The 20,673-nt window shown below is 60.7% G+C and carries 13 protein-coding genes and 2 pseudogenes; 6 read left to right on the top strand and 9 right to left on the bottom strand.

Features of this window, described 5'->3' with window-relative positions:
• Positions 1 to 12: 12 nt before the first annotated feature.
• The 6 genes and pseudogenes from JNC62_RS00075 to JNC62_RS00050 all read left to right on the top strand — a co-directional run.
• Positions 13 to 1,782, top strand: a complete 1,770-nt coding sequence (locus JNC62_RS00075; RefSeq protein ID WP_374834839.1) for a type I secretion system permease/ATPase — start codon at positions 13 to 15, stop codon at positions 1,780 to 1,782.
• Positions 1,779 to 4,130 (top strand): calcium-binding protein, encoded by a 2,352-nt coding sequence (locus JNC62_RS00070; RefSeq protein ID WP_374834838.1) that lies wholly within the window; start codon positions 1,779 to 1,781, stop codon positions 4,128 to 4,130. Before JNC62_RS00075 ends, JNC62_RS00070 begins: the two co-directional genes overlap by 4 nt.
• Before the next feature lie 41 nt (positions 4,131 to 4,171).
• Entirely contained in the window at positions 4,172 to 5,512 is a 1,341-nt protein-coding gene (locus JNC62_RS00065; protein WP_445482857.1) for an HlyD family type I secretion periplasmic adaptor subunit, read from the top strand.
• Between the two features lie 76 nt (positions 5,513 to 5,588).
• Positions 5,589 to 5,804, top strand: a complete 216-nt coding sequence (locus tag JNC62_RS00060) for a hypothetical protein (RefSeq protein WP_374834837.1) — start codon at positions 5,589 to 5,591, stop codon at positions 5,802 to 5,804.
• 164 nt (positions 5,805 to 5,968) lie between these two features.
• A pseudogene (locus JNC62_RS00055) lies at positions 5,969 to 6,025 on the top strand (hypothetical protein); the annotation flags it as partial.
• 51 nt (positions 6,026 to 6,076) lie between these two features.
• Positions 6,077 to 6,708, top strand: a pseudogene (locus tag JNC62_RS00050) (IS3 family transposase); the annotation flags it as partial.
• Between the two features lie 1,062 nt (positions 6,709 to 7,770).
• Here JNC62_RS00050 and JNC62_RS00045 read toward each other — a convergent pair.
• The 9 genes from JNC62_RS00045 to JNC62_RS00005 form a co-directional block, all read right to left on the bottom strand.
• The gene (locus JNC62_RS00045; RefSeq protein WP_374834836.1) at positions 7,771 to 8,925 is read right to left on the bottom strand and encodes an amidohydrolase; all 1,155 of its coding nucleotides are present in this window, start codon (positions 8,923 to 8,925) and stop codon (positions 7,771 to 7,773) included.
• 129 nt (positions 8,926 to 9,054) lie between these two features.
• On the bottom strand, positions 9,055 to 10,488 hold the full coding sequence (locus JNC62_RS00040; RefSeq protein WP_374834835.1) for an aldehyde dehydrogenase: 1,434 nt from the start codon (positions 10,486 to 10,488) through the stop codon (positions 9,055 to 9,057).
• Between the two features lie 138 nt (positions 10,489 to 10,626).
• Positions 10,627 to 12,210 carry a GMC family oxidoreductase gene (locus JNC62_RS00035; RefSeq protein ID WP_374834834.1) on the bottom strand — a complete coding sequence of 528 codons (1,584 nt, stop codon included), beginning with the start codon at positions 12,208 to 12,210 and terminating at the stop codon, positions 10,627 to 10,629.
• Positions 12,211 to 12,227: 17 nt separating this feature from the next.
• Complete coding sequence (locus tag JNC62_RS00030) at positions 12,228 to 14,132, bottom strand: dipeptide ABC transporter ATP-binding protein (protein WP_374834833.1); 1,905 nt, start codon at positions 14,130 to 14,132, stop codon at positions 12,228 to 12,230.
• Complete coding sequence (locus tag JNC62_RS00025) at positions 14,129 to 15,049, bottom strand: ABC transporter permease (RefSeq protein WP_374834832.1); 921 nt, start codon at positions 15,047 to 15,049, stop codon at positions 14,129 to 14,131. Before JNC62_RS00025 ends, JNC62_RS00030 begins: the two co-directional genes overlap by 4 nt.
• Entirely contained in the window at positions 15,049 to 16,038 is a 990-nt protein-coding gene (locus tag JNC62_RS00020) for an ABC transporter permease (RefSeq protein WP_374834831.1), read from the bottom strand. Before JNC62_RS00020 ends, JNC62_RS00025 begins: the two co-directional genes overlap by 1 nt.
• Positions 16,039 to 16,172: 134 nt before the next feature.
• Positions 16,173 to 17,723 carry an ABC transporter substrate-binding protein gene (locus tag JNC62_RS00015; protein WP_374834830.1) on the bottom strand — a complete coding sequence of 517 codons (1,551 nt, stop codon included), beginning with the start codon at positions 17,721 to 17,723 and terminating at the stop codon, positions 16,173 to 16,175.
• A 267-nt stretch (positions 17,724 to 17,990) separates the two neighbouring features.
• The gene (locus JNC62_RS00010) at positions 17,991 to 19,010 is read right to left on the bottom strand and encodes a helix-turn-helix domain-containing protein (RefSeq protein ID WP_374834829.1); all 1,020 of its coding nucleotides are present in this window, start codon (positions 19,008 to 19,010) and stop codon (positions 17,991 to 17,993) included.
• Positions 19,011 to 19,393: 383 nt separating this feature from the next.
• Positions 19,394 to 20,596, bottom strand: coding sequence for a MalY/PatB family protein (locus tag JNC62_RS00005; RefSeq protein ID WP_374834828.1), 1,203 nt, complete (start codon positions 20,594 to 20,596; stop codon positions 19,394 to 19,396).
• Between the last annotated feature and the right edge of the window lie 77 nt (positions 20,597 to 20,673).

Genomic DNA, 20,673 nt, shown 5'->3' with positions numbered 1-20,673 from the left:
GGGGGATTTGACATGCATTCCAAGGATGCCAGGGCAGCGTCGCTTAGCAAGGGAGCCGAACAGCTCACCAAGGGATTTCGCGGCATCTTCGTCTTTCTCTTTTTCACGTCCGGCATCATCAACATTCTGGCGCTGACAGGCTCCATTTACATGCTGCAGGTGTACGATCGGGCACTGACGAGCGGGTCCGTCGCAACGCTCCTGGCTATCTCGGTTCTCGCCGTCGGACTTTATTTGTTCCAGGGCCTGTTCGACATTATCCGCTCCCAGGTTCTTATCCGCGTCGGAGCCCGGCTCGACAAGAAGTTGGCACCGCTCGCCCATGAGGTTGCCGTCGACATGCCGCGGTTCGGCTTTTCGACGGCGGAGGCGCTGGAGCGCGGCCGCGACGTCGACACCGTGCGTGGGTTCCTCGGCAGCCAGGGACCGATCGCGCTGTTCGACCTTCCGTGGATGCCGCTTTTCCTCGTCTTCGTCTACATCCTCCATCCTTTCCTTGGCGCCCTGACGATCGGCGGCGCGTTCGTGCTGACCATGCTGACGATCGCGACCGAGCTCATGACACGGCGCTGGAACAAGGCGCTGCACGAGGCGGTGATCAACCGCAATACGATCGCCGATTCCAACGCGCGCAATGCCGATATCCTCAAGGCGATGGGCTTTGCCCGCCGTGCTGTGCAGCGGTTCAACACGGCCAACGACGCCCACCTCCGGGTGCAGACCCGCACCAACGACATCAGCGGCACGTTCGGGGCCATCTCGCGCGTGCTGCGGATGATCCTGCAGTCGGCCGTGCTCGGGCTTGGCGCATTCCTGACCATAAGCGGGGAACTGTCGGCCGGCGCCATCATTGCCGCCTCGGTGGCCTCCGCGAGGGCACTCGCGCCGATCGACTTGGCCATCGCCAACTGGAAGAACTTTGTTTCGGCACGCGCTGCCTACAACCGGCTGAAGGAGACGGTGGTGGCACTCTCGCAAGTCCGCCAGCCGATGCCGCTTCCCGCCCCGACGCAATCGCTGAAGGTCGAAAACGTGACCGTAGCAGCTCCGTCGTCGGGACGCATCCTACTCGCCGATGTCGGTTTCGAGTTGAAGGCGGGCCAGGCCGTCGGGGTGATCGGCCCAAGCGGCGGCGGCAAGACGACCCTCGTCAAGGTCCTGACCGGTGTGTGGCCCGTTTTGCGCGGCAGCGTGCGCCTCGACGAGGCGGAGTTGGAGCAGTGGTCCGATGAAACGCGGGGCCGCTACATCGGCTACCTACCGCAGGACGTGTCGCTGATGGACGCGACGATCGAAGAGAACATCTCCCGCCTGACTGCGGAGCCAGAGGCGCGCTCCGTCGTCGAGGCGGCAAAGGCAGCTGGTGTACACGAGATGATCGTTCGAATGCCGGAGGGTTATCAAACTCGGGTTGGACCACTGGGCGTCTCGCTCTCGGGGGGACAACGCCAGCGCATCGGGCTTGCGCGCGCTCTCTACGGCAATCCGTTCCTGCTCGTTCTGGATGAACCGAATTCGAACCTCGACGGCGAGGGAGAGGCGGCTTTGACGGCTGCGATCGAAGCGGTGCGGGCCCGCGGCGGCATCGTCGTCGTGATAGCGCACCGGCCGAGCGCGCTGGCGGCGGTCGACCTTGTCGCAGTGGTTCAAAATGGAAAAATGACGGCCTTCGGAGCAAAGGACGGCATTCTCGGCGGCGAGAACCGGCGTGCCGAGCCGGCGATCAATCCTGACGGCAAAAAACAGGGGCGCGCACAGCTATCGGCGCGGTTACCGGCATGATTATCAAGGCAAAAGGCACCAAAACAGATTCAAAAGAGGCTTCCGCATCACAACGCTATCTTTTGGAAAGCATGGACCGTCCGGCTCACGGCCCGAAGGTGATCGCCTGGTTGTTGGTCGGGACAGCACTCTATCTGATGTCAATGATGTCTGCCTGGCTGACCCAACCGCGAGCCGAACGGAAGGCCCGTGGAGACGACCTGCCTGCGGATCCGGCGAACGAGATGATGGAAGCCGGCGATCAAATGTCCCCGCAAAGCGAGGAGGAGCGGCCGGACACAGAAGTGATCACCGGCTCGATCCTGCCGAACAGTTGGGCCGGCGGTGGGCAGGTAATCGAACTGCTCGGCCGAGGCAGGCTGTTGCCACTGGCCATGGACCCAGTACCGAACTATCTGTTACCGGAACTGCCTTTGACCTGGCGCGATCCGTCCCTACCCTCTGCGCCCGCGCGCCCGGCCAACGACAACATGGTGGATGGCGGCACCGGTCCGACACCTGGCATTAAGCCGACGCCCGACGGAAGCGACGCCGTCGACGACGACAAGGGCGGCGATGGTGATCCCCCCACTGACAGCGACAATGATGACGATAAAGAAGAGACCGATCCGCCATCCAGCAACGACAATGATGATAACGACGACGATGATAGCGGCAATGATAACAGCGATGACGACGGGGAACGTGTCAATCGGGCGCCGCGCCTCTCCGGTCCCGTCCAACTGATGGATGTCACCAGTTGCATCGCCTTTGCGATTTCGATTGCCGACCTCCTGCGCAACGCTCATGATCCCGATGGGGATACGCTTTCGATCAGAAATGTGCAGATCTCCTCCGGCAGTCTAGCCGCGTCGGCAGAAGGATGGATTTTCCAGGCAACACCGCGCCTGGAGGGCCCGATCACCATTACCTATGAAGTGACCGATGGAGCCCTTTCCGTCGTGCAGACGGCGCATTTCGCCGTCGTCGGGGAAAATCTGATCATCGGTACGGATGCCGACGACCGGGTTCTCGGCTCCACTTGCCGCGACACGATCGACGGCGGCGCGGGTGACGATAACATCGATGCGCGCAGCGGTGATGACACGATTTTCGGGGGTACCGGCAACGACCACATTTTGGCGGGTAGCGGCAATGACTCGGTTTTCGGCGGCTCGGGCCACGACGTCATTTTCGGCGGGAGCGGCAGCGACTGGCTCTCAGGCGGCGACGGCAACGACCGGATATTCGGAGAAGAGGGCGACGACACGCTGTTCGGCGATGCCGGAGACGACGTCCTTTTCGGCGGCAAGGGCAACGATCTCATCATCGGTGGGCTAGGCAACGATACCGCCTATGGCGACGACGGCAACGACCGGATGGACGGCGAAGAAGGCGACGACATCCTCGACGGCGGCGAGGGCGACGATGTCATCCGCGGCGGCAATGGCAATGACCAGATCCGCGATGGGGCAGGCCGTGACGTTGTTCATGGCGGCGCCGGTAACGACACGGTGGTTGCGGCAATCGACGGCGACGACGACCATTACGACGGCGGCGACGGGCGCGACACGCTCGACTACTCGGAAAGCCAACAGGGTGTCGTTATCGATCTGGTCGACGGCAGCGCGTCCGGCAGCGAGATCGGCAACGATGCGATTGTTGGCTTCGAGATTGCCATGGGCGGTGCCGGCGCAGACACGCTCATTGGCGGCGATGGCGACGAAATCCTCTACGGTAACGGCGGCGGCGACCTGATCCACGATGGGGCAGGCCGTGATATCGTCTATGGCGGCGCCGGCGACGACACGGTGGTCGCAGCGCTAGACGGCGACGACGACCGCTACGACGGCGGCGCGGGTTGCGACACGATCGACTATTCGGCAACCACCCAGGGCGTAGCAATCGATCTGGTCTGCGGGACCGCTTCCGGCATCGAGATTGGCGATGATACGATCACCGGCTTTGAGATTGCTATCGGCGGTGTCGGTGACGACTATTTCCGCGCCGGTGCCGGCGCACCCGCTGTTCTTGCGGGCGGCGGCGGCAACAATACTTTTGAGTTCACACCTGTAGCAGCACCAACGGTATTCGAAATCACCGACTTCAAAGCAGGCGACAAGGTAAAGCTCAAGAAGTACGACATATTCGAGAAGGTGTTCGACAAATTCGAGGACGAATTCGAGAAGATTTATGGCGATAAAGTTGACGACGACGATGCCCGAATTCGCTTCCGAAGCGAGTACAACGCGGAGACGGGCACCGATACCACCGTCATCGAGGCCGATTTCAATCGTGACGACATCTATGAGACCACCATTTTTCTTAACGGGCGTCATGTGCTGGTCATCGTGGAGGCCATCGCCTGAGCTGCCAGGCTATATTATGAGAAATTGGGGAACGCACCGCCATGATGATGAAGCCGAACAGTATCCGGCCCGCGTCGGCCAACCCTTCCGAAGAGGAGCAGCCCGCCTTTCGCCTCGGGCTGCACGTAACGGCCGGCCTCACGCTCGCCTTTCTGCTGCTGGCAGGAGTCGGCGGCTGGGCGGCGACCGCTCAGCTCACCGGCGCCGTGATTGCTCAGGGCTCTGTTGCCGTCGATCAGAAGCTAAAGTCCGTCCAGCATCGTGACGGCGGGATCATTCGCACCATCGCTGTGCGCGAGGGCGACTTCGTTGAGGAGGGACAGGTGCTGCTCTCGCTCGAGGATGCCCAGACAAAGGCGGAACTGTCGATCGTTCGCGCGCAGACAACCGAACTTGCGGCCCGTGAGGCCAGACTCCTGGCTGAGCGGGACGGCATTGACCGAATCGTGTTCCCGAAGAGCCTCGCTACCGAGGGAAACGAGGCAACTCTCATGATGGCGGGCGAAACGCGCCTTTTTGAAGGCAACCGTAAACATCGCCTCAGCCAAAAGCAGCAGCTCGAACTCAGCATCGCCCAAATTGACGACGAATTGGCCGGCCTGGAAGCCCAGCGCGAATCGAAGAGCGAGGAGATCACGCTCATCGCCGCCGAGCACGCCAAGATGAAGGGTCTGGTCGAGAAGCAACTCATCGAGCACAGCCGGCTTTACAGCATCGATCGGGACCGGGCCCGTCTGGCCGGCGAACGCGCTGAGATCACCGCAGCGATCGCGCGGGCGGGAACCCGAAAGAACGAGGTCCGCCTCCAGATCATCGCCATCGACGAGCAGGCTAGAACCGAGGCGCAACGCGAGCTTGGCCTCGTCGTCACCAAGCTTTCCGAACTGCACGACAGAAGAACGGCGATCGAGGACCTGCTGTCGCGCACCGACCTGCGCGCGCCGATCTCGGGCGTGGTCAACGAACTCAAGGTTCACACGATAGGCGGCGTCATCACTCCGGCCGAGATTCTGGTCACCATCGTGCCCAGCGATGCACGCCTTACCATCGAGACACGGCTCTCCCCGGTGTCGATCGATCAGGTTGAGACGGGGCATGTGGCGCGCCTGCGCTTCTCCGCTTTCAACCAGCGCACGACACCCGAACTCAGCGGAAGCGTGATGCACATCTCCCCGGCAACCAGCCATGACGACGCAACGGGCGAAACCTACTATCTCGCGAGGATCGACGTCACGGCAGAGGAACTGAAAAAGCTCGGCCAAGCGAAGCTTCTGCCCGGCATGCCGGTCGAAGTGTTCATCTCGACCGAGCAGAGGACGGCCCTCTCCTATTTCGTCAAGCCGTTCACAGATCAGTTCGCACGAGCCTTCAGGGAGCGATAACGGAAGATGGGTAGAAGACCTGAACCTCTCAGCGATCTAAACCGTTGCTCCTCCTTCAGGAGGAGATGACCAAACGATGACCGCTGCAAAACTGCTTATGTGGCTGGGTTGTGTAGCGGGAATGTTGTTATTGCTTGCTGCGCAATTCTCACCGGATCTCGAGCCCTTCTCCCCTGCTGACGGGAGCCGCGGCGTCCATCCGGGGCGGGTCCTGAAGGTGCGCATCGGCGATGCCGCGGCATTGAACGATATCAACATTTCGTTGCGCAAAGATGCAGGTGTGAGTTTGTGAGTTCATGCCGAACCGCGACTTGCGAGCGGAACCAAGCTATCCGGCAGGGCGCATCTGCGCCAGTAGCTTCTGCCGGAAGACTTCGGCTGGTGTCTTGTATTGACCTTGCCCCGTTGAAATAATCCATTTTGAAGTAAGCTCTGGCCCATTGAGAGGACCAGGGAATGAAGCGCAACCGTTTCACAGACGAACAGATCATCGGCATTTTGAAGGAGCACGAGGCGGGTACGCCTGTCTCGGAGCTTTGCCGGAGGCACGGCGTCAGCGATTGCCGGAAGCGGGCGATCGGCACACGAGCCCCGATGCTGATCCCGATGGCAGCCAATGAGCACTGGTCGCTGGACTTCGTGTCGGATCAACTGACCGATGGCCGCAGGTTACGGGTGCTGACGGTCGTCGACGATTGCACCAGGGAATGCCTGGCTCTCGTCGCCGATACATCGCTTTCCGACCTACGGGTTGCCCGTGAGCTTGACCGGATCATCGAGGCGCGCGGCACACCGAAGATGATCGTCAGTGACAACGGCAGCGAGTTCACCAGCAACGCGATCCTGCAATGGACGGACCGGACCAAGGTGGATTGGCACTACATCGCGCCTGGCAAGCCGATCCAGAACGCCTTCATCGAAAGCTTCAACGGGCGGCTGCGAGACGAGCTCCTGAATGAAACGCCCTTCTCATCACTGACCCATGCACGCTCAGCGCTTTCAAACTGGCGCGGCGACTACAACGATCACCGACCGCACTCCGGCCTCGGCTGGCTGACACCTGCCGAGTTCGCTCAGACCATCAGCCCGCGACGTGATTCGGTGCTGCGCAGCCGAAATGGCTCCGCACCGCAACCCGCCGCTACACCCCAAATGCAGCAACCCAAAACCGCTGGAGCGAACTCAAAACTGGATAAAACTGGGGGACAAGGTCAATTATGCATCGGCCCGGAGTTTCTTGGCGAGAGTAAATCCCGTCACGGCAGGTTTAACTCCCTATGTAGCGAATGAACTTCGACGGGTCCTCCAAGCCGGATGACCCAGTCTGAGCCGCGTGAAGCCTACGGGCCGGGGCTCCTTGGCAACAGAAAACCGAAGCGGCACGGGCCAACCGGATTTTTTCCAAGAGTCCTGCAAATGTTGAACCGCTCGTGCTTCCAGCGCACAACGAGTGAGAGTGTGCTTCGTCAATCCGTTCTCACAAGCTCCGGTATCCACCGTAACCGGTGTCTTCCTCGCACATTGACCAAGTACGGAAGGCCGTCAAGAAAGCTTGGCTGATTGATTGAGTCTGCGGAAAACTGCGCGGTCGAGGTGGCCACGGCGTGCCCAAAGAGGACAAGGCAGAGAATCACTAGTATGCCTCTTCAACGCGATGGCTAGAACGCGATTGTCGCAGCACATTTCCGGAAGGGCGGGCTATGCAGGTCCGGGGATTTTCCGGGGAAATGCGCTCCGTATCGGTGCAGATCGGATAACCTCAGTCCTTAACTCGCCGGAGCCCGGTTTTTTTCCGAGCGCGGCGGGCTCAAAACAATGAGCTGCATTAAATTAAAATTAACAATAGCTTATACAAAAAAGCCCGCACGAAGCAGGCTTTTGATCTGGTTGCGGGGGCCTGATTACACTGAGACTTGTACATTCGCCGCAGTCGAAACGGAAACGGTTTTCACTACGGCTCCAACTCAGCTTCCAAGCCACGGTCAAAACGACCGAAATGGGGCCGGAAGCCGACTGTCCGCTGCTGGTGGGACGTGGAAGGAAAGCGGACAGAATGGATTGTATGCCATCGCGCGCAATTGGCCTCGCGGCTTCGCTCCCCATTTAAGTGGCTCAACAAAAGGGTTGTCTGTCGCCTTCCCACGAGACCTCCACCCGGCCTGCCGATTGGGGCATTGGTGCCGCGTAATCCACATTTCAACGACGCCCCCCTGCGTCTGATTGAGGATGACCAGCCTCTTGCCCGTCTCGAGCACTTACTAGGCCGCCAGGGCCGCGCCAATTAGTCGGTCCCATAGCCTGATGCCATCCCCCAGCACCGCATCATTGAAGTCGTAGAACGGCGAGTGCAGCATCGGGTTCTTACCGTTCCTGCCTGCGCCGAGCCAAATGTAGCAGCCGGGCTTACGTTCCAGCATGAATGAGAAGTCTTCGGCGCCCATCGAGGGCGGAGCCGAGACAATCCCAAATCCTGCCTCTGCCGCAACACTGCGTACGAAGGTGGCAGCCCCGGCATCGTTGATCGTTGCCGGGTAACGACGCTGATGCACGACCTCTGCGCGGCATTCGAATCCCGCGGCCACATGCTGCGCCACCTCCGTCAGCCGACGTTCGATCAGTTCGACACCTTCAGCAGTAAACCAGCGGGTCGTGCCAGCCAGATGCAGCGATCCAGGGATCACATTATAGGCGTCGCCTCCGTGCATCTTGGTCACTGAGACGACGATGGAGTCGAGCGGCGAGACATTGCGTGCCGCAATCACTTGCAGGGCCGAGACGATCTGGCTGGCGGCAAGAATGGGATCGGCACTTTGGTGCGGCATGGCACCATGCGCACCCTTACCCGAGACCGTGATGTCGAAGGTGCCAAATGCCGACATCATCGCCCCGTCCGGGGCTGCCACGGTGCCGGGCTGGGCATCAGGCCAGTTGTGCAAGCCGAAGATCCGGTCGGGCGCAATCTGATCGAACAGCCCGTCCTCGATCATCTTCTGCGCGCCGCCCTCGACCTCTTCGGCGGGCTGGAAGATGACATGGAGCACCCCGTCCAGATCCTCGCGGGTAGCGGCGTGGCGCGCCGCCGCCAGCAGCATCGCGGTATGGCCGTCATGACCGCACGCATGCATCATCCCCGCCACCGTCGAAGAGTGGGCAACCCCGGTCTGTTCATGGATTGGCAAGGCATCCATGTCTGCGCGAAGCGCGATGGAGCGTGTGGAACTGCCGCGTCGTAACGTGCCGACGACCCCGGTCCCCCCCAGGCCGCGGGTCACCTCATAGCCGAATTCGGACAGCCTGCCGGCGACAAAGGCCGATGTGCGGTGTTCCTGATAGGCAATTTCCGGGTGCCGGTGCAGGTCATGGCGCCATTGCAGCGCTTCCTGAACAAGATCATGGGGTAGGTCAGCTGTCATCTGGTGCCTCTGAAGCTTATCAAGAGGAGCCGTCCGCCCGGAGGCAGGCCGCGCATCCTTTTGTTACCAATGTTGTACCGGAAGCCCGCGGCGCAGGCGAAGATGGACGTTGTTGCTTCTATCCATGGCTTAAATGGCAATCGTCTTGTGCTCGATATAGTGGTTGATCCCTTCAGCGCCGAACTCGCGGCCGATGCCACTCTGCTTGAATCCCCCGAAGGGCGAAAGCAGATCGATCGCCGCGTTGCCATGCGTCACCGTGCCAGTCCGCACGCGGCGGGCGATAGCCTCGGCCCTTTGCGCATCCGGCGTCCAGATCGACCCGGCCAAGCCATAGTCCGAAGCATTGGCCAAGCCGATGGCCTCTTCTTCGCTGTCATAGGGGATCATGCAGACAACCGGGCCAAATATCTCTTCCTGGGCAATGCGGGAGCTGTTGTCGACGTCAATGAAGAGGGTGGGACGAATGAAACTGCCGTGGTTGATGCCATCGGGCATTCCGCTGCCGCCAATGGCGATGCGGGTGCCCTCTGCTTCGGCCTGACGGATGTAGTCCGTTATCCGCAACCGCTGGCGTTCCGAGACAACCGGACCAAGAAAGGTGGTCTCCGCACTTGGATCGCCGATGGTCATTTCCTTGATCATCGCGGCCATGGCATCGGCAAATTCGACTTGGCGATGCCGCGGTACCAGTACCCGGGTCTGAGCCACGCAGACCTGCCCATTGTTCGGGAAGGAGCGAAACTTGAGCGCCGCCACCGTTTCCTCGATATCGGCGTCTTCCAGGACGATGGCTGCCGACTTTCCACCCAGTTCCAGGCTCACGCGTTTCAGAAGGGCGCCGCCAAGACCGGCAATGCGGCGCCCCACCGCAGAGGACCCTGTAAAACCGATCTTGTCGATTCCTGGATGGGTCACCAGACGTTCGCTGGTTTCCTTGTCGGCGGCAATCACGCTGAACACGCCCTCTGGCAGCCCCGCCTCGGCGAACAACTCGCCCAGGAACTGGCCGTCAACCGCCGTTTCCTCGGCAAGTTTCAGCACTACGGTGCAACCGGCGATCAGCGCGGGATAGAGCTTTCCAAGCGCCACCTGATGTGGGGCATTCCACGGAATGATGGCTGCGACGACGCCGACCGGCTCCCGCAACCAAAGGCTCTTGCCGGTCGGGAAGCCATCGCGGCGGTCCTCCCACGGGTAGCTGCGCGCGGCCTTGAAGAAGGCATGGCTCTGATTGGTAATCAGGGTCCGGATTGCCTGGGTGAACCAGTGCGGTGCGCCCATCTCGCGCGAAACGAAGCGGGCGAACTCATCCGAGCGCGCCTCGTATAGCGCATGGAACCTCTCGATTACCTGAATGCGCTCTTCCACCGAAAGGCGCGGCCAGGGCCCATGATCAAACGCACGGCGGGCCGCGTCGACCGCGCGGTCAATGTCTTCGTGGCTGGCCAGCGGGGCAGTGCCGACGACTGAGCCATCATAGGGAGAGCGGACCTCAATGATCCGCGGAGCGGTGGAGGCGACGCGACGTCCTCCGATGAAGAGTTCAGAAAATTCCGTCATGTCAGGATCTGCCTTTTGAACGTGGTTCACTAGCCCGCGTCCCGGCCGGGACGCAGTGGAGCGAGATGAGTGAGGCACGCGACGTGCCGGAAGTCTGGTTTTCGACAAGGCCGGAAACGCGCCCTTGCCGGGACGGCGTCAGGCGTGAATCAAATCCGAGGCCTTGTCCCCGATCATGATCGCGGTGGCATTGGTATTCCCCGAAATGTGCCGCGGCATGATCGAGGCGTCGGCGACCCAAAGCCCCTCGACGCCGCGCACCTTGAGGTCGGGGCGCACCACCGCCTTGTCATCCGATCCCATCCGGCACGTGCCGACTGGATGGAAGAACGGCACCGTCGTGCGGCGCAGGTAGGCGATCTCTTCCTCTCGTGAGCTGCCCTCGGGCGGAAGGTCGAGAAAGCGCAGCATGTCTTTCGAAAAGGGCGGCTGGACACAGATCCGACGGATCCACTCAATGCCGCGAAGCAGGGTTTCAACATCATCGGGGTGGTCCAGCAGACGCGGGAAGATTGCCACCTTCTCCCGGGGGTCGGCCGACCGAAGTTCAAGATGACCGACGCTTTTCGAATGATTGATGTTCATCAAGATGGTGACAAGATCCGCCTTCGGCACCTTGAGCTTAGTCTTGGTCTGAGCCAGGCCGAACGGGAAGAGGTGAAACTGCAGATCGGTATACTCCAGCTCCGGCCGCGACTTGATGAATGCGATCAGCTGGGCGGTCGGCACGCTCATCACCCCTCGCCTGCCGAAGAGCCATTCTCCGAAGGCCAAGGCGCCGCGTAGTGGACGAGCCATCCGGTTGGCGGTTGGCACTTTCATCTCGGCCAGCGCATAAAGGCCCGGATGCTCAAGCAGGTTCTTGCCCACCTCCGGGCTGTCGACAACCGTGACGATCCCGTGCTTTTTGAGTTCCGCCGGATCGCCAATGCCGGACAGCATCAGCAATTGCGGCGAGTTGATCGAGCCTGCAGACAGCACCACGCCCCGCCTGGCGGAGAAGGTGACACGTTCACCAGATTGGAGCGCCTCCACCCCCGTAGCGCGGCGGTCCACGATGATCACGCGCTCGACCAGCGTGTCGTCGACGAACCTCAGGTTCGGATTGCCAAGCTTCGGGCGGACGAAGCTGTCATAGCTCGAAGCACGAACACCGTTCCTGGTCGAGCCCTGGTTCCAGGCCACGCCCTCATGCGAGACGCCGTTCATATCATCGTTGAACGTGGCACCGGCAGCGAGGAAACTTTTCAAAAAGGTCTCCGATACCGGATGCTTCCAGCGGAGCGCCGAGACGCGCTGCGGCCCCATGCCGCCGCGCACACCATTGTCCTTGTCGTTATCAGCCGTTTCCATCCGCCGGAAATACGGCAGTACGTCGTTCCAACCCCAGCCTGGGTTGCCCAGCTTCTCCCAGGCATCGTAGTCCTGCTTGGCGCCGCGGATGAAGATCATGCCGTTGATCGCGGAAGACCCGCCCGGCACCTTGCCGCGGGGCCAGGCCTCGGTCAGTCCGTTGCGGGTGGGATCAGGCTCGGTCTTGTAGCACCAATCATAGCGCGAATTGCCGACCGTATGTATCAAGGCTGCGGGAAGGCGGGTGATCGGAATGCGCTCGCGCTTGCCCGCCTCGATGAGTAGCACTTTCATGCCCTTCTCGAGAAGGCGAGCGGTCAGGGGAGACCCGGCACTTCCCGAGCCGATCACGATGTAGTCGAAGTCCATCTGGTGAAACCCTCAGTTCAAGCGCCTGTCCCGGATCTCAAGGCCGGCACTTGGTTAAGATCGTGAAGTCCTGCCGGCGACATGCCGGGTGCGGGCATCCCGCCTTCTGCCAAATGACAGGCAGCCAGATCGCCGCTGCCGCGCGCGAGAAGCGCCGGATCGTCCTTGGCACAGCGGTCGAAGGCAAAGGGGCAGCGTGTGCGGAAACTGCATCCGGGCGGGATGTTGATCGGGTTCGGCGGCTCGCCCTCCAGCAGGTAGGTCGCTGCGTCATAGGGCCGGTGCTCGATCGCCGGCACGGCTGAGAGAAGCGCCCTTGTGTACGGGTGGCCCGGGTTGAAGAAGGTGGTTTCGTTCCCGGCCAGTTCGACCACGCGACCAAGATACATCACTGCGACGCGGCTACAGACCCGACGCACCATGCCAAGATCATGCGAGATGTAGATGTAGGTCATGCCGTGGCGGACCTGCAGTTTCTCGAACAACCCCAGGAGCTTGGCTTGCTCCACCTGATCCAGTGCCGAAAGCGTTTCATCGAGGATCAGAAGCTCCGGTTCCAGCACCATGGCGCGGGCGATGTTGACCCGCTGGCGCTGCCCGGCGCTGAGGCCGACCGGCAGGCTATGGGCAAGCTCGGGCCCCAGCCCGACCTCAGCCATGGTCTCTGCCACCTTCTCGCGGATCTCGGCCTTGGAGTGACCGCCGTGGATGATCAGCGGCTCGGCCACGGTCCGACCAATGGTCAGATGCGACGGGATCGAATTGTAGGGGTCCTGCAACAGCAGCTGGAAGCCCCGGCGGAGGTTGAGGAGGGCGGTCCCCCGCAAGCCGCCCACGTCCTGACCCTTGAACAGGATCTTACCGCTGTCGGGCTCCTCCAGTCGGCTCAGCAGCCGCGAGAGGCTTGACTTCCCGCAGCCGGATTCTCCGACAATGCCAAGGCTGTCACCCTTGTAGACGTCAAAGGAAACCCCTCGGACCGCTTGCACATATTGCTTGCCAAAAAGGCGACTTCTGTCCTTGGTCGCATAGGTGCGACTGACATCGCGCACCGAAAGGATAGCCTCTCGCCCATCATTGGAGTTCACACGGGCCCGGACGGCCGGGACTTCGCTCTGCGCCTCCCAGATGCGCGGCATGTCACGGACCAGATGGCGGGTGTACTCATGTTCGGGCGACTGCAAGATGCCCTGCATCGACTGGCGCTCGACGACCCTCCCATTCGCCAGCACCAGCACTTTGTCTGCGATATCGTTGACCACCCCCAGAAGCGAGGAAACGAAAAGGATTGCAGTGCGGTATTCGGCCTGCAAGTCCCGTAGCAGCCGCAGAATCTGGGCGGCCACCGTCACGTCCAGCGGCTGGGTGATATTGTCGGTGACCAGCAGGTCGGGGCTGGTCACCAGTGCATCGACGATCATCACCCGTTGCATCATTCCGCCGGAGAACTGAAACGGGAACTCGTTGAACCGTTCGGCGGCCGAGGGAATCCGGACAGCCTGCAGTGTCTCGATCACCCGCTTCCTCGCGTCGGCCTCTGATATGCCCGGCTCGACCGATTTCAACTTCTCGACGATCTGATGCCCGATCGGCAGCGTCGGATCGAGCGCGCTGGTCGGGTCGGCACCGATATAAGAGATCTTGCGACCGCGCAGGACCTGCAACTGCCGCACGGGCATCTGCCTCAGATCCTCGCCATGGTAGAAGATCTGGCCGCTGGTCATCTCGAGCGGGCGCGAGACCCAGTTGACCATTGCCCGCGACAGCACGGTCTTCCCCGAGCCGCTTTCGCCGATGATGCCCAGAACCTCGTCCGCGTGGAGGTCGAGAGAGACACTGTCTAGAACCGTGCGGCGGCTAGCAGCGGATTGCAGTTCAACCGTAAGGTCGCGGACCCTGAGGATGGGATGCGCTTCGCTCATGATACCCCCTGCAGAAGCTTGTTGCGGGCCCGCTCCAGTGCGCCACCCATGAGGTTGATGCCGCAAAGCGATATCGCCAGCAGTAGGCCGGGGACCGTGGTGATCCACCATGCATTCATCAAGTATTTCGTTCCATCGGCAATGATCGTGCCGAACGTGGGGGTCGGCGGCTGGATGCCGATGCCGATGAAGCCGAGGATGGCCTCGATGATCATCATCCGTGCCACATCCAGAACCGCGACAAAGGCGATAGGCGGCAGGATGTTTGGCGCGACATGCACGATCATGATGCGCAGATCCGAGGCGCCGAGAATCTTGGCCGCGCGAACATATTCCTTGCGTCGTTCGGACAGCATCACGCTGCGGGCTGTGCGGGCATAGGCGGGCCAGCCGGCGAGAATAAGCACGCAGACGATTGAGAAAGGCGTCGGGCGAGAAACCCCCAGGATGGTGATCGCAAGTATGATGACCGGAATGGCCATCTGTGCGTCAGTGATCCGCATCAGGATCAGGTCCACCCACCCCCCGACGTATCCCGCAATCATTCCGATTGCCGAGCCCAGGAGAAACATTCCAACGACCGAGATCAATCCGATCATCAGCGCATTGCGCAACCCGATGAGCGAACGGGCAAAAAGGTCACGGCCCAACTGGTCGGTTCCGAGCACATGCGCCCAGTTTCCGCCCTCGAAGCCGATCGGAGGCAGAAACTTGTCCGCGACGCTGATTTTCGTGGGCGAGACGCCGAACAATGACGGCCCCAGCACCGACAAAACGATCAGCCCGAAGAAGACGAAAAAGCCTATTCGAAACTCGGTCGTTCTCCAGGCATTGATGAACATCGTCGCCGAAAGCGAACGCTGACCACGGAGGGTCGGTTGTGCGACAGAGGTAGTGGAGACAAGCTCGGGCGTCATCAGTATTGCAACCTTCTGTCGATCGTGGTGGCAGCGAAATCCACGAGGATGTTGACCAGCACCAGCACCGTGCAAGCGAGGATGGCGATGGCCTGGATCACGGGGAAATCGCGCTGGAAGACGGCGTTGATCATCAGCAGCCCGACACCAGGATAGTTAAATGCATATTCAATGACGAAGAGACTGCCGAGCAGCAGGCCGATGGCCTGGATACCGACGACATTCAACAGCGGGATCATCGAGTTGCGCAGGACGTGGGCCACGATCATCCTCGGTCGTGACAGGCCGCGAATAATTCCCGACGGCACGTAGGATTCCATCATGTTGCTGGATACGGCCACCGAGGCCGAGCGGATGAACACCGGCGAGAGCTCGATTGCCAGAACGAGCGCCGGCAGGATGGCGTAGGTCCAGTTCTGGTAGCCGATGGCGGGCAGAAGCCCTCCCTTTACCGAGACTAAGAAGATAAGAACCAGTGCCAGCCAGATGTTCGGGAGGGAGACGAAGAGCGAGCTCAGGTATAGGGCAAGTCGATCGGGCCAACGCCCGGAAAACAGTCCCGCAACGATGCCTATGGGAAGCGAGATCACCAACGAGATGCCGAGAGCGAGGCCGGCCAAAAGAAGGCTGTAGGGCAAGGCGGTCAGGATCAGCCCCATGACCGGCGCGCGGTTTGAGGCATCGAAGGTGTCCCCCCCGCGCGAACCGCCGGTACTGCCCCCTTGTGCACTTCGCACGAATGAATGGCCAAAGTCGCCGCTTACGACCTGAGCGGCGTATCGGATGAACTGCACCGGGACCGGATCGCGCAGCCCCATCTTCTGCGCGGTCTCCTCGGCCATCTCGGCCGTGACCATCGGGCCCAGCATAATCCGGACGGGATCGCCCGGCACAACGCGAAGCAGCGTGAAGATCAGCATCGCGACAAGAACGACGATGACCAAACCCTGCAACAACCTGCGCAGAAAGAAGTCTACGGCAAATAACATGACCAGTCCTGTTCGGGTCGCCCTGGCAATCCGGCGGGCTCGCAAATTCTTGCGCCCGGCCCACCCGCAGGCGGGCCGATGCAAATAAGGGTTTTGGGAAGTCCCCCGTCAGGGACGGGCATCCCGGCGCGACATCAGACCAGGTCGGCCTTGGTCAGGTCGATCGGGCCATTCGGGTAGTAGTAGGCACCCTTGAGATTCTTCGCAGCACCGTGGAAAACGACCGCCGAGAAGAGCGAGAAGCTCGGCACCTTGGCAGCGAGAAGCGGGAAGGTCTCCTCGGCCAGCACCTTCATCCGCTCCGCCGGATCCAGCGTCGCCCGCTCCTTGTCCAGCGCGGCATCGATCTCGGCATCGCTCACCCCGTTGATCAGCGCGGCCGAGGAATGCCAGTTCGGGCGTAGCACCAGATCGGGCTCCGGCGAGCCGGTCATCCAGCCCACGTCACACATATGCCCCGGACCCTGGCCATCGGCACCGCGGTAGATCGCCTGCTCCCAAGCCGCCGGCTCCAGTACGGTCAGTTGCACATCAAAGCCGACTTGCATCAGCATCGCTGCGATCAGTTCGCCATATTCCTTGGTCTTGGGATAAAAGCCGATCGAGGTGATGTATTCCAGCTGAGGCAAACCCTTGCCGCCCGGAAATCCGGCCTCCTCGAGCAGACGTGCGGATTCGGCCGGATCATAGGTGGGATAGTTCGGAATGTCCGTGTAGCCGAACTTCATCGGCGAAACGAAGCAATTCGAGGCCACGCCCGCATCCCCCATAAGGGCAAGGATCTGTTCCCGGTCGATTGCATGACAGGCCGCCAGACGGATGCGCGGGTCATCGAAGGGGGCCTTGTTGCAGCGGAAGTGCAGATACTTGTTTTCCGTAGACATGCCCTTGCGCACCGCCACGGTGTCATTCGACAGCAGCGATTGATACTGCTCAGGTTCCAGCCGCTCGGCGATCTGATACTCGCCGTTCATGAGGCCAAGCACACGGGTGTTCGCATCGGGCACATAAGCATAGACAATTTCGTCGATCTTCGGCCGACCCGCATAATAGCCGTCAAATGCCTCGAGCGTGCTGCGGTCACCTTCCGTCATTACATACTTGAAGCCATTGGTGCCGTTCGGGCGCGACTGCAACTTGGCGGGATCGGCGATGTCGGCCGCGCAAAGGATCGGCAGGTAGCTGGACACGAACCAGAAGGTCGAGGCCGGGTATCCGTATTTGTCGGTCTTGATGCGGACGGTCAACGGGTCGACCACTTCGACTTCGACCTGCCCGGGATAGAAGGAAGAGGCAGGACGATCGGGCTGCGATGCATACTCAAAGGTAGCCTTCACATCCGCTGCGGAAAAATCTTGCCCGTCATGGAACTTCACGCCATCACGGAGCTTGAACTCGAGGGTATGCTCGTCGATGATTTGCCAGCTGAGGGCCAGATCGGGCTCGAGCACGTCAGTCTTGCCCTCTTCCATCGGCGCACGTGTCAGATGGCTGAAGATCAGCTTGTCGAAATTGCCCTGCCCCAGCGTCGTATGGGACGTCGGATCGAAGTTACCGGTCAACGGACCCATTGATGCCAGCACAACGGTCTTCTTGCCCTGGGCTTTGGCCGCAAGTGGCATCCCAACCGCGCCAAGCGCCAGCGTGGCGCCCGCACCTACCAAAACCTGTCTGCGAGTTGTCATCCGTTATCTCCTCCCCCTTTGGGCTCCTTGACGAAGGCGCAACGTCACGCCTTCACATCTTTGTTCGATGCAGCAGGATTACATCCGGTAGGGAGGCGATCCTGGCCAGGCAATCACCGGATCATGCTATTGCACTTCCCGGTAAAAGCCCTTGTCTGTGCGGACAAATTTCTTGTCGCAACGGACAGGTCCGAAGGTCGCTCAAGCGTTGATTTGAGGGCAGCAGTGAAGAAGACAACGCAACGACGCTGTACGGTCTGCACCCACTCAGCGCAACGTACGCATTTGCATCGGGCTTAATCCGAAGGTTCGGGTAAAGGCGCGCGAGAAGGAAGCCAGCTCGGCATAGCCAAGTTGCTGTGCCAGTTCACCGATCGCGACCTTGTCCTCACAGAGACGGTCTCGGGCATAGTTCATGCGGCACTGCCGCCAGTACGCCTCGACCGAGGTGCCCATCAGCGCGCGGAAACCGTGGGTCAAGCGGGTGCGGCTGATGCCTACCTCGCGGGCGATTTCATCGAGGCTGCCCATGCGATCCAGCCGCGAAGCAAGAAGCGCGGCAGCCCGGGTGATGGCTTCGGTGGTGTGTCGCGTGAGCGAGACGCCGACGCTCTCGCCGGGCATTTCGACCGCGGCCTGATAGATCAGCGCGAGGATCTCGAGATAGCGCGAGCGAACGAAGGCACGCCGGGTACCTCCGGTAAAGGGGCAGTCCAGCACCTGATCGACCGCCAGAACCATCCGCCTGTCCAACGGCAGCGAAAAATGCCTCGGCGTATCGATGTGGCCGGGGTCAACCAGAAGCGAAAGATGCTCAGGAACGCGTGACACCGTGGTTTCAAGGAAGCGCAGTACCGCCGCCGGCCGCAGCCAGAGGCACGCTGTGCGCCAGCCATCGACCGGAGAGGAAATCCGCTCTATCCGCGCGCCGGCCGGATAGCGAGTGACGATGCAGCTCCTGCTGGGCTGGTCTATATCTGCGTAGTTCGAGATGCTTTCTACGCCCCGCCCGCCAAGACGCAGGCAGAAATGCAGCCAATCCCCGCTCTCGACGGTCTGGTAATGATGCCCGACGCTTGGCAAGGGGCGCGGCGTGCCGCTGCCGGTAAACGCGAGGGCATCTGGATCAAATTGTATCAGATCTTGATGAAACGGGTTGCCATCGATGTCGGAGCGCACCACCAGCCCTCGATCATCGTCATAAAAGCGTCCGGCACGCTCCGGCGGGGAACCGTAGAAGGCTTCGGCCTTGGGCCGGTCGAAGAGCATCTCGTTAGAAAATTCCATTCGGGCCCGCGTTGCGGCGTCAGGCCCATCCTCCTGAGGACGGCTAGAAGGCAAATACGGTGGCGACATCGGCGGCCTTGTCGAGTTCGAAAGATCAAAGATGCAGGCTGTCATAAAGGTGTCATAAACAGTGGCAGTCTTGTTGCAGTGGGTCAACCGGCGTGACCGTGCAGGAAGCCCCGCCATTGGAGGATTACATATAGGCGTCACCTCCGTGCATCTTGGTCACTGGCCGACGATAGAGTCGAGCGGCTTGGGCGGGCTTTTCGGTCTGGCAGTTTGGGGCCGGTAACGGACTGGCGGCTTCTGGCAGGCTTATGGTGGATAGGAGACGCTCGAAACATCGTTCAGAACGCGGATATTCCGCCTGGCCATTAGAATGCTCAATCATCAAAGACGCGCCCAGTTAGGGGAACAAGAACTGAAAGCAGGCGGCGCATGCCAGCTTCCAAGACCGAGCGCGACGTGCCGAGGTTGATACGGATATGATTTTCCCCGCCAGGCCCCATCAATTCGCCGTAGGTCACAATGAGCTTCGCTTGTTTTTCGATAAGCTCCTCGTAAACGCTCTTCGGCGTCTTTAGCTTCGAGAGGTCGAGCCAGGCGAAGTATGCCGCTTCGGCCGCCGGAACCGTCACCTCTGGCAGAAAAGCATGGATGAGGTCGGCGACGTAGGCGTGATTGCTGGAGATGTGCTGCATCAACGCTTCGCTCCAATCGTCACAATCGCGAAACGCTGCCTCTGCAGCGGCGTAGCCAAGGACACTCCCGCCATACATGAGATTAGCGCCTACCAAACCGCGCCTGAAATCTTCCCGCAGTGCCGGATTTGGGGTGATCACGATGGAATGCTTTAGCCCGGTAAGGTTAAAGGGCTTGCTTGGGGACATCAGGCAATAAGAATTCATCGCGGCCCATTCGGAAACCGCCGCGAAAGGTGTGAACTCCACCCCTTCAAAGAGCATCCCACTGTAAACCTCATCGGAAACCACGATGATGCCGCGTTCCGCGCATATACGTGCCAGCTCTTTTAGCTCGTCTCGAGTCCAGACGCGACCGACCGGATTATGTGGACTACAGAGCAACAGCAATTTTGTTCGCTCGGTTATGCAGGCCTCCAGCCCGGCAAAATCCATCTCATAGGTTTCACCGCGTCTGACCAGTTGGTTGGCGACCGGTACACGACCGTTGGCCTTCACAATTTCCAAAAAAACGTGATGAACGGGTGGCTGATAGATGATTTCATCACCCGGCTGCGTCAATTCCGTGATGATCGCGAACATTGATGGGTAGATCGCGACGCAGGAATCGATCCACGACTGTTCGACTTGCCATCCAAAGCGCCTGCTCAGATAACCTGTGAGCGCGTCGAAATAGCTCGGCCTCCTGTATGGGTAACCGAAATGGCCGGTATCGACCGCACGATGCAGCGCGTCTACGACAGCCGGCGGAGATCGAAAATCCATGTCGGCAGTTCCAAATGAGAGGATATCCGGGGTGCCCAGCCGGTCGACTTCCATCTCCCATTTGAGGGTGCTGAGATCGGCCCTATCTATTGCTTTGCTAAAGTCATAGTGCGATTGCATTGACCTGCCACTGAGAATTTCCTCCAGAATGGATTAGAGTCCGGCCCATTGAGGACGGACGCATGAAGAAGCAGAGA

Origin of the sequence: Mycoplana ramosa (assembly GCF_041930185.1) — a bacterium.
In the GTDB taxonomy this organism is placed as follows: domain Bacteria; phylum Pseudomonadota; class Alphaproteobacteria; order Rhizobiales; family Rhizobiaceae; genus Mycoplana; species Mycoplana ramosa.
The sequence above is the reverse complement of the archived record's forward strand: the minus strand, read 5'-3'. Positions and strand labels throughout refer to the sequence as shown.

Bases quoted from the DNA above. Each gene is read 5' to 3' on its own strand.
- JNC62_RS00065 (WP_445482857.1), top strand. From the start codon at position 4,172: ATGATGATGAAGCCGAACAGTATCCGGCCCGCGTCGGCCAACCCTTCC.
- JNC62_RS00015 (WP_374834830.1), bottom strand. From the start codon at position 17,723: ATGACAACTCGCAGACAGGTTTTGGTAGGTGCGGGCGCCACGCTGGCG.
- JNC62_RS00010 (WP_374834829.1), bottom strand. From the start codon at position 19,010: ATGGAATTTTCTAACGAGATGCTCTTCGACCGGCCCAAGGCCGAAGCC.
- JNC62_RS00060 (WP_374834837.1), top strand. From the start codon at position 5,589: ATGACCGCTGCAAAACTGCTTATGTGGCTGGGTTGTGTAGCGGGAATG.
- JNC62_RS00030 (WP_374834833.1), bottom strand. From the start codon at position 14,132: ATGAGCGAAGCGCATCCCATCCTCAGGGTCCGCGACCTTACGGTTGAA.
- JNC62_RS00075 (WP_374834839.1), top strand. From the start codon at position 13: ATGCATTCCAAGGATGCCAGGGCAGCGTCGCTTAGCAAGGGAGCCGAA.
- JNC62_RS00005 (WP_374834828.1), bottom strand. From the start codon at position 20,596: ATGCAATCGCACTATGACTTTAGCAAAGCAATAGATAGGGCCGATCTC.
- JNC62_RS00045 (WP_374834836.1), bottom strand. From the start codon at position 8,925: ATGACAGCTGACCTACCCCATGATCTTGTTCAGGAAGCGCTGCAATGG.
- JNC62_RS00070 (WP_374834838.1), top strand. From the start codon at position 1,779: ATGATTATCAAGGCAAAAGGCACCAAAACAGATTCAAAAGAGGCTTCC.
- JNC62_RS00035 (WP_374834834.1), bottom strand. From the start codon at position 12,210: ATGGACTTCGACTACATCGTGATCGGCTCGGGAAGTGCCGGGTCTCCC.
- JNC62_RS00025 (WP_374834832.1), bottom strand. From the start codon at position 15,049: ATGACGCCCGAGCTTGTCTCCACTACCTCTGTCGCACAACCGACCCTC.
- JNC62_RS00040 (WP_374834835.1), bottom strand. From the start codon at position 10,488: ATGACGGAATTTTCTGAACTCTTCATCGGAGGACGTCGCGTCGCCTCC.
- JNC62_RS00020 (WP_374834831.1), bottom strand. From the start codon at position 16,038: ATGTTATTTGCCGTAGACTTCTTTCTGCGCAGGTTGTTGCAGGGTTTG.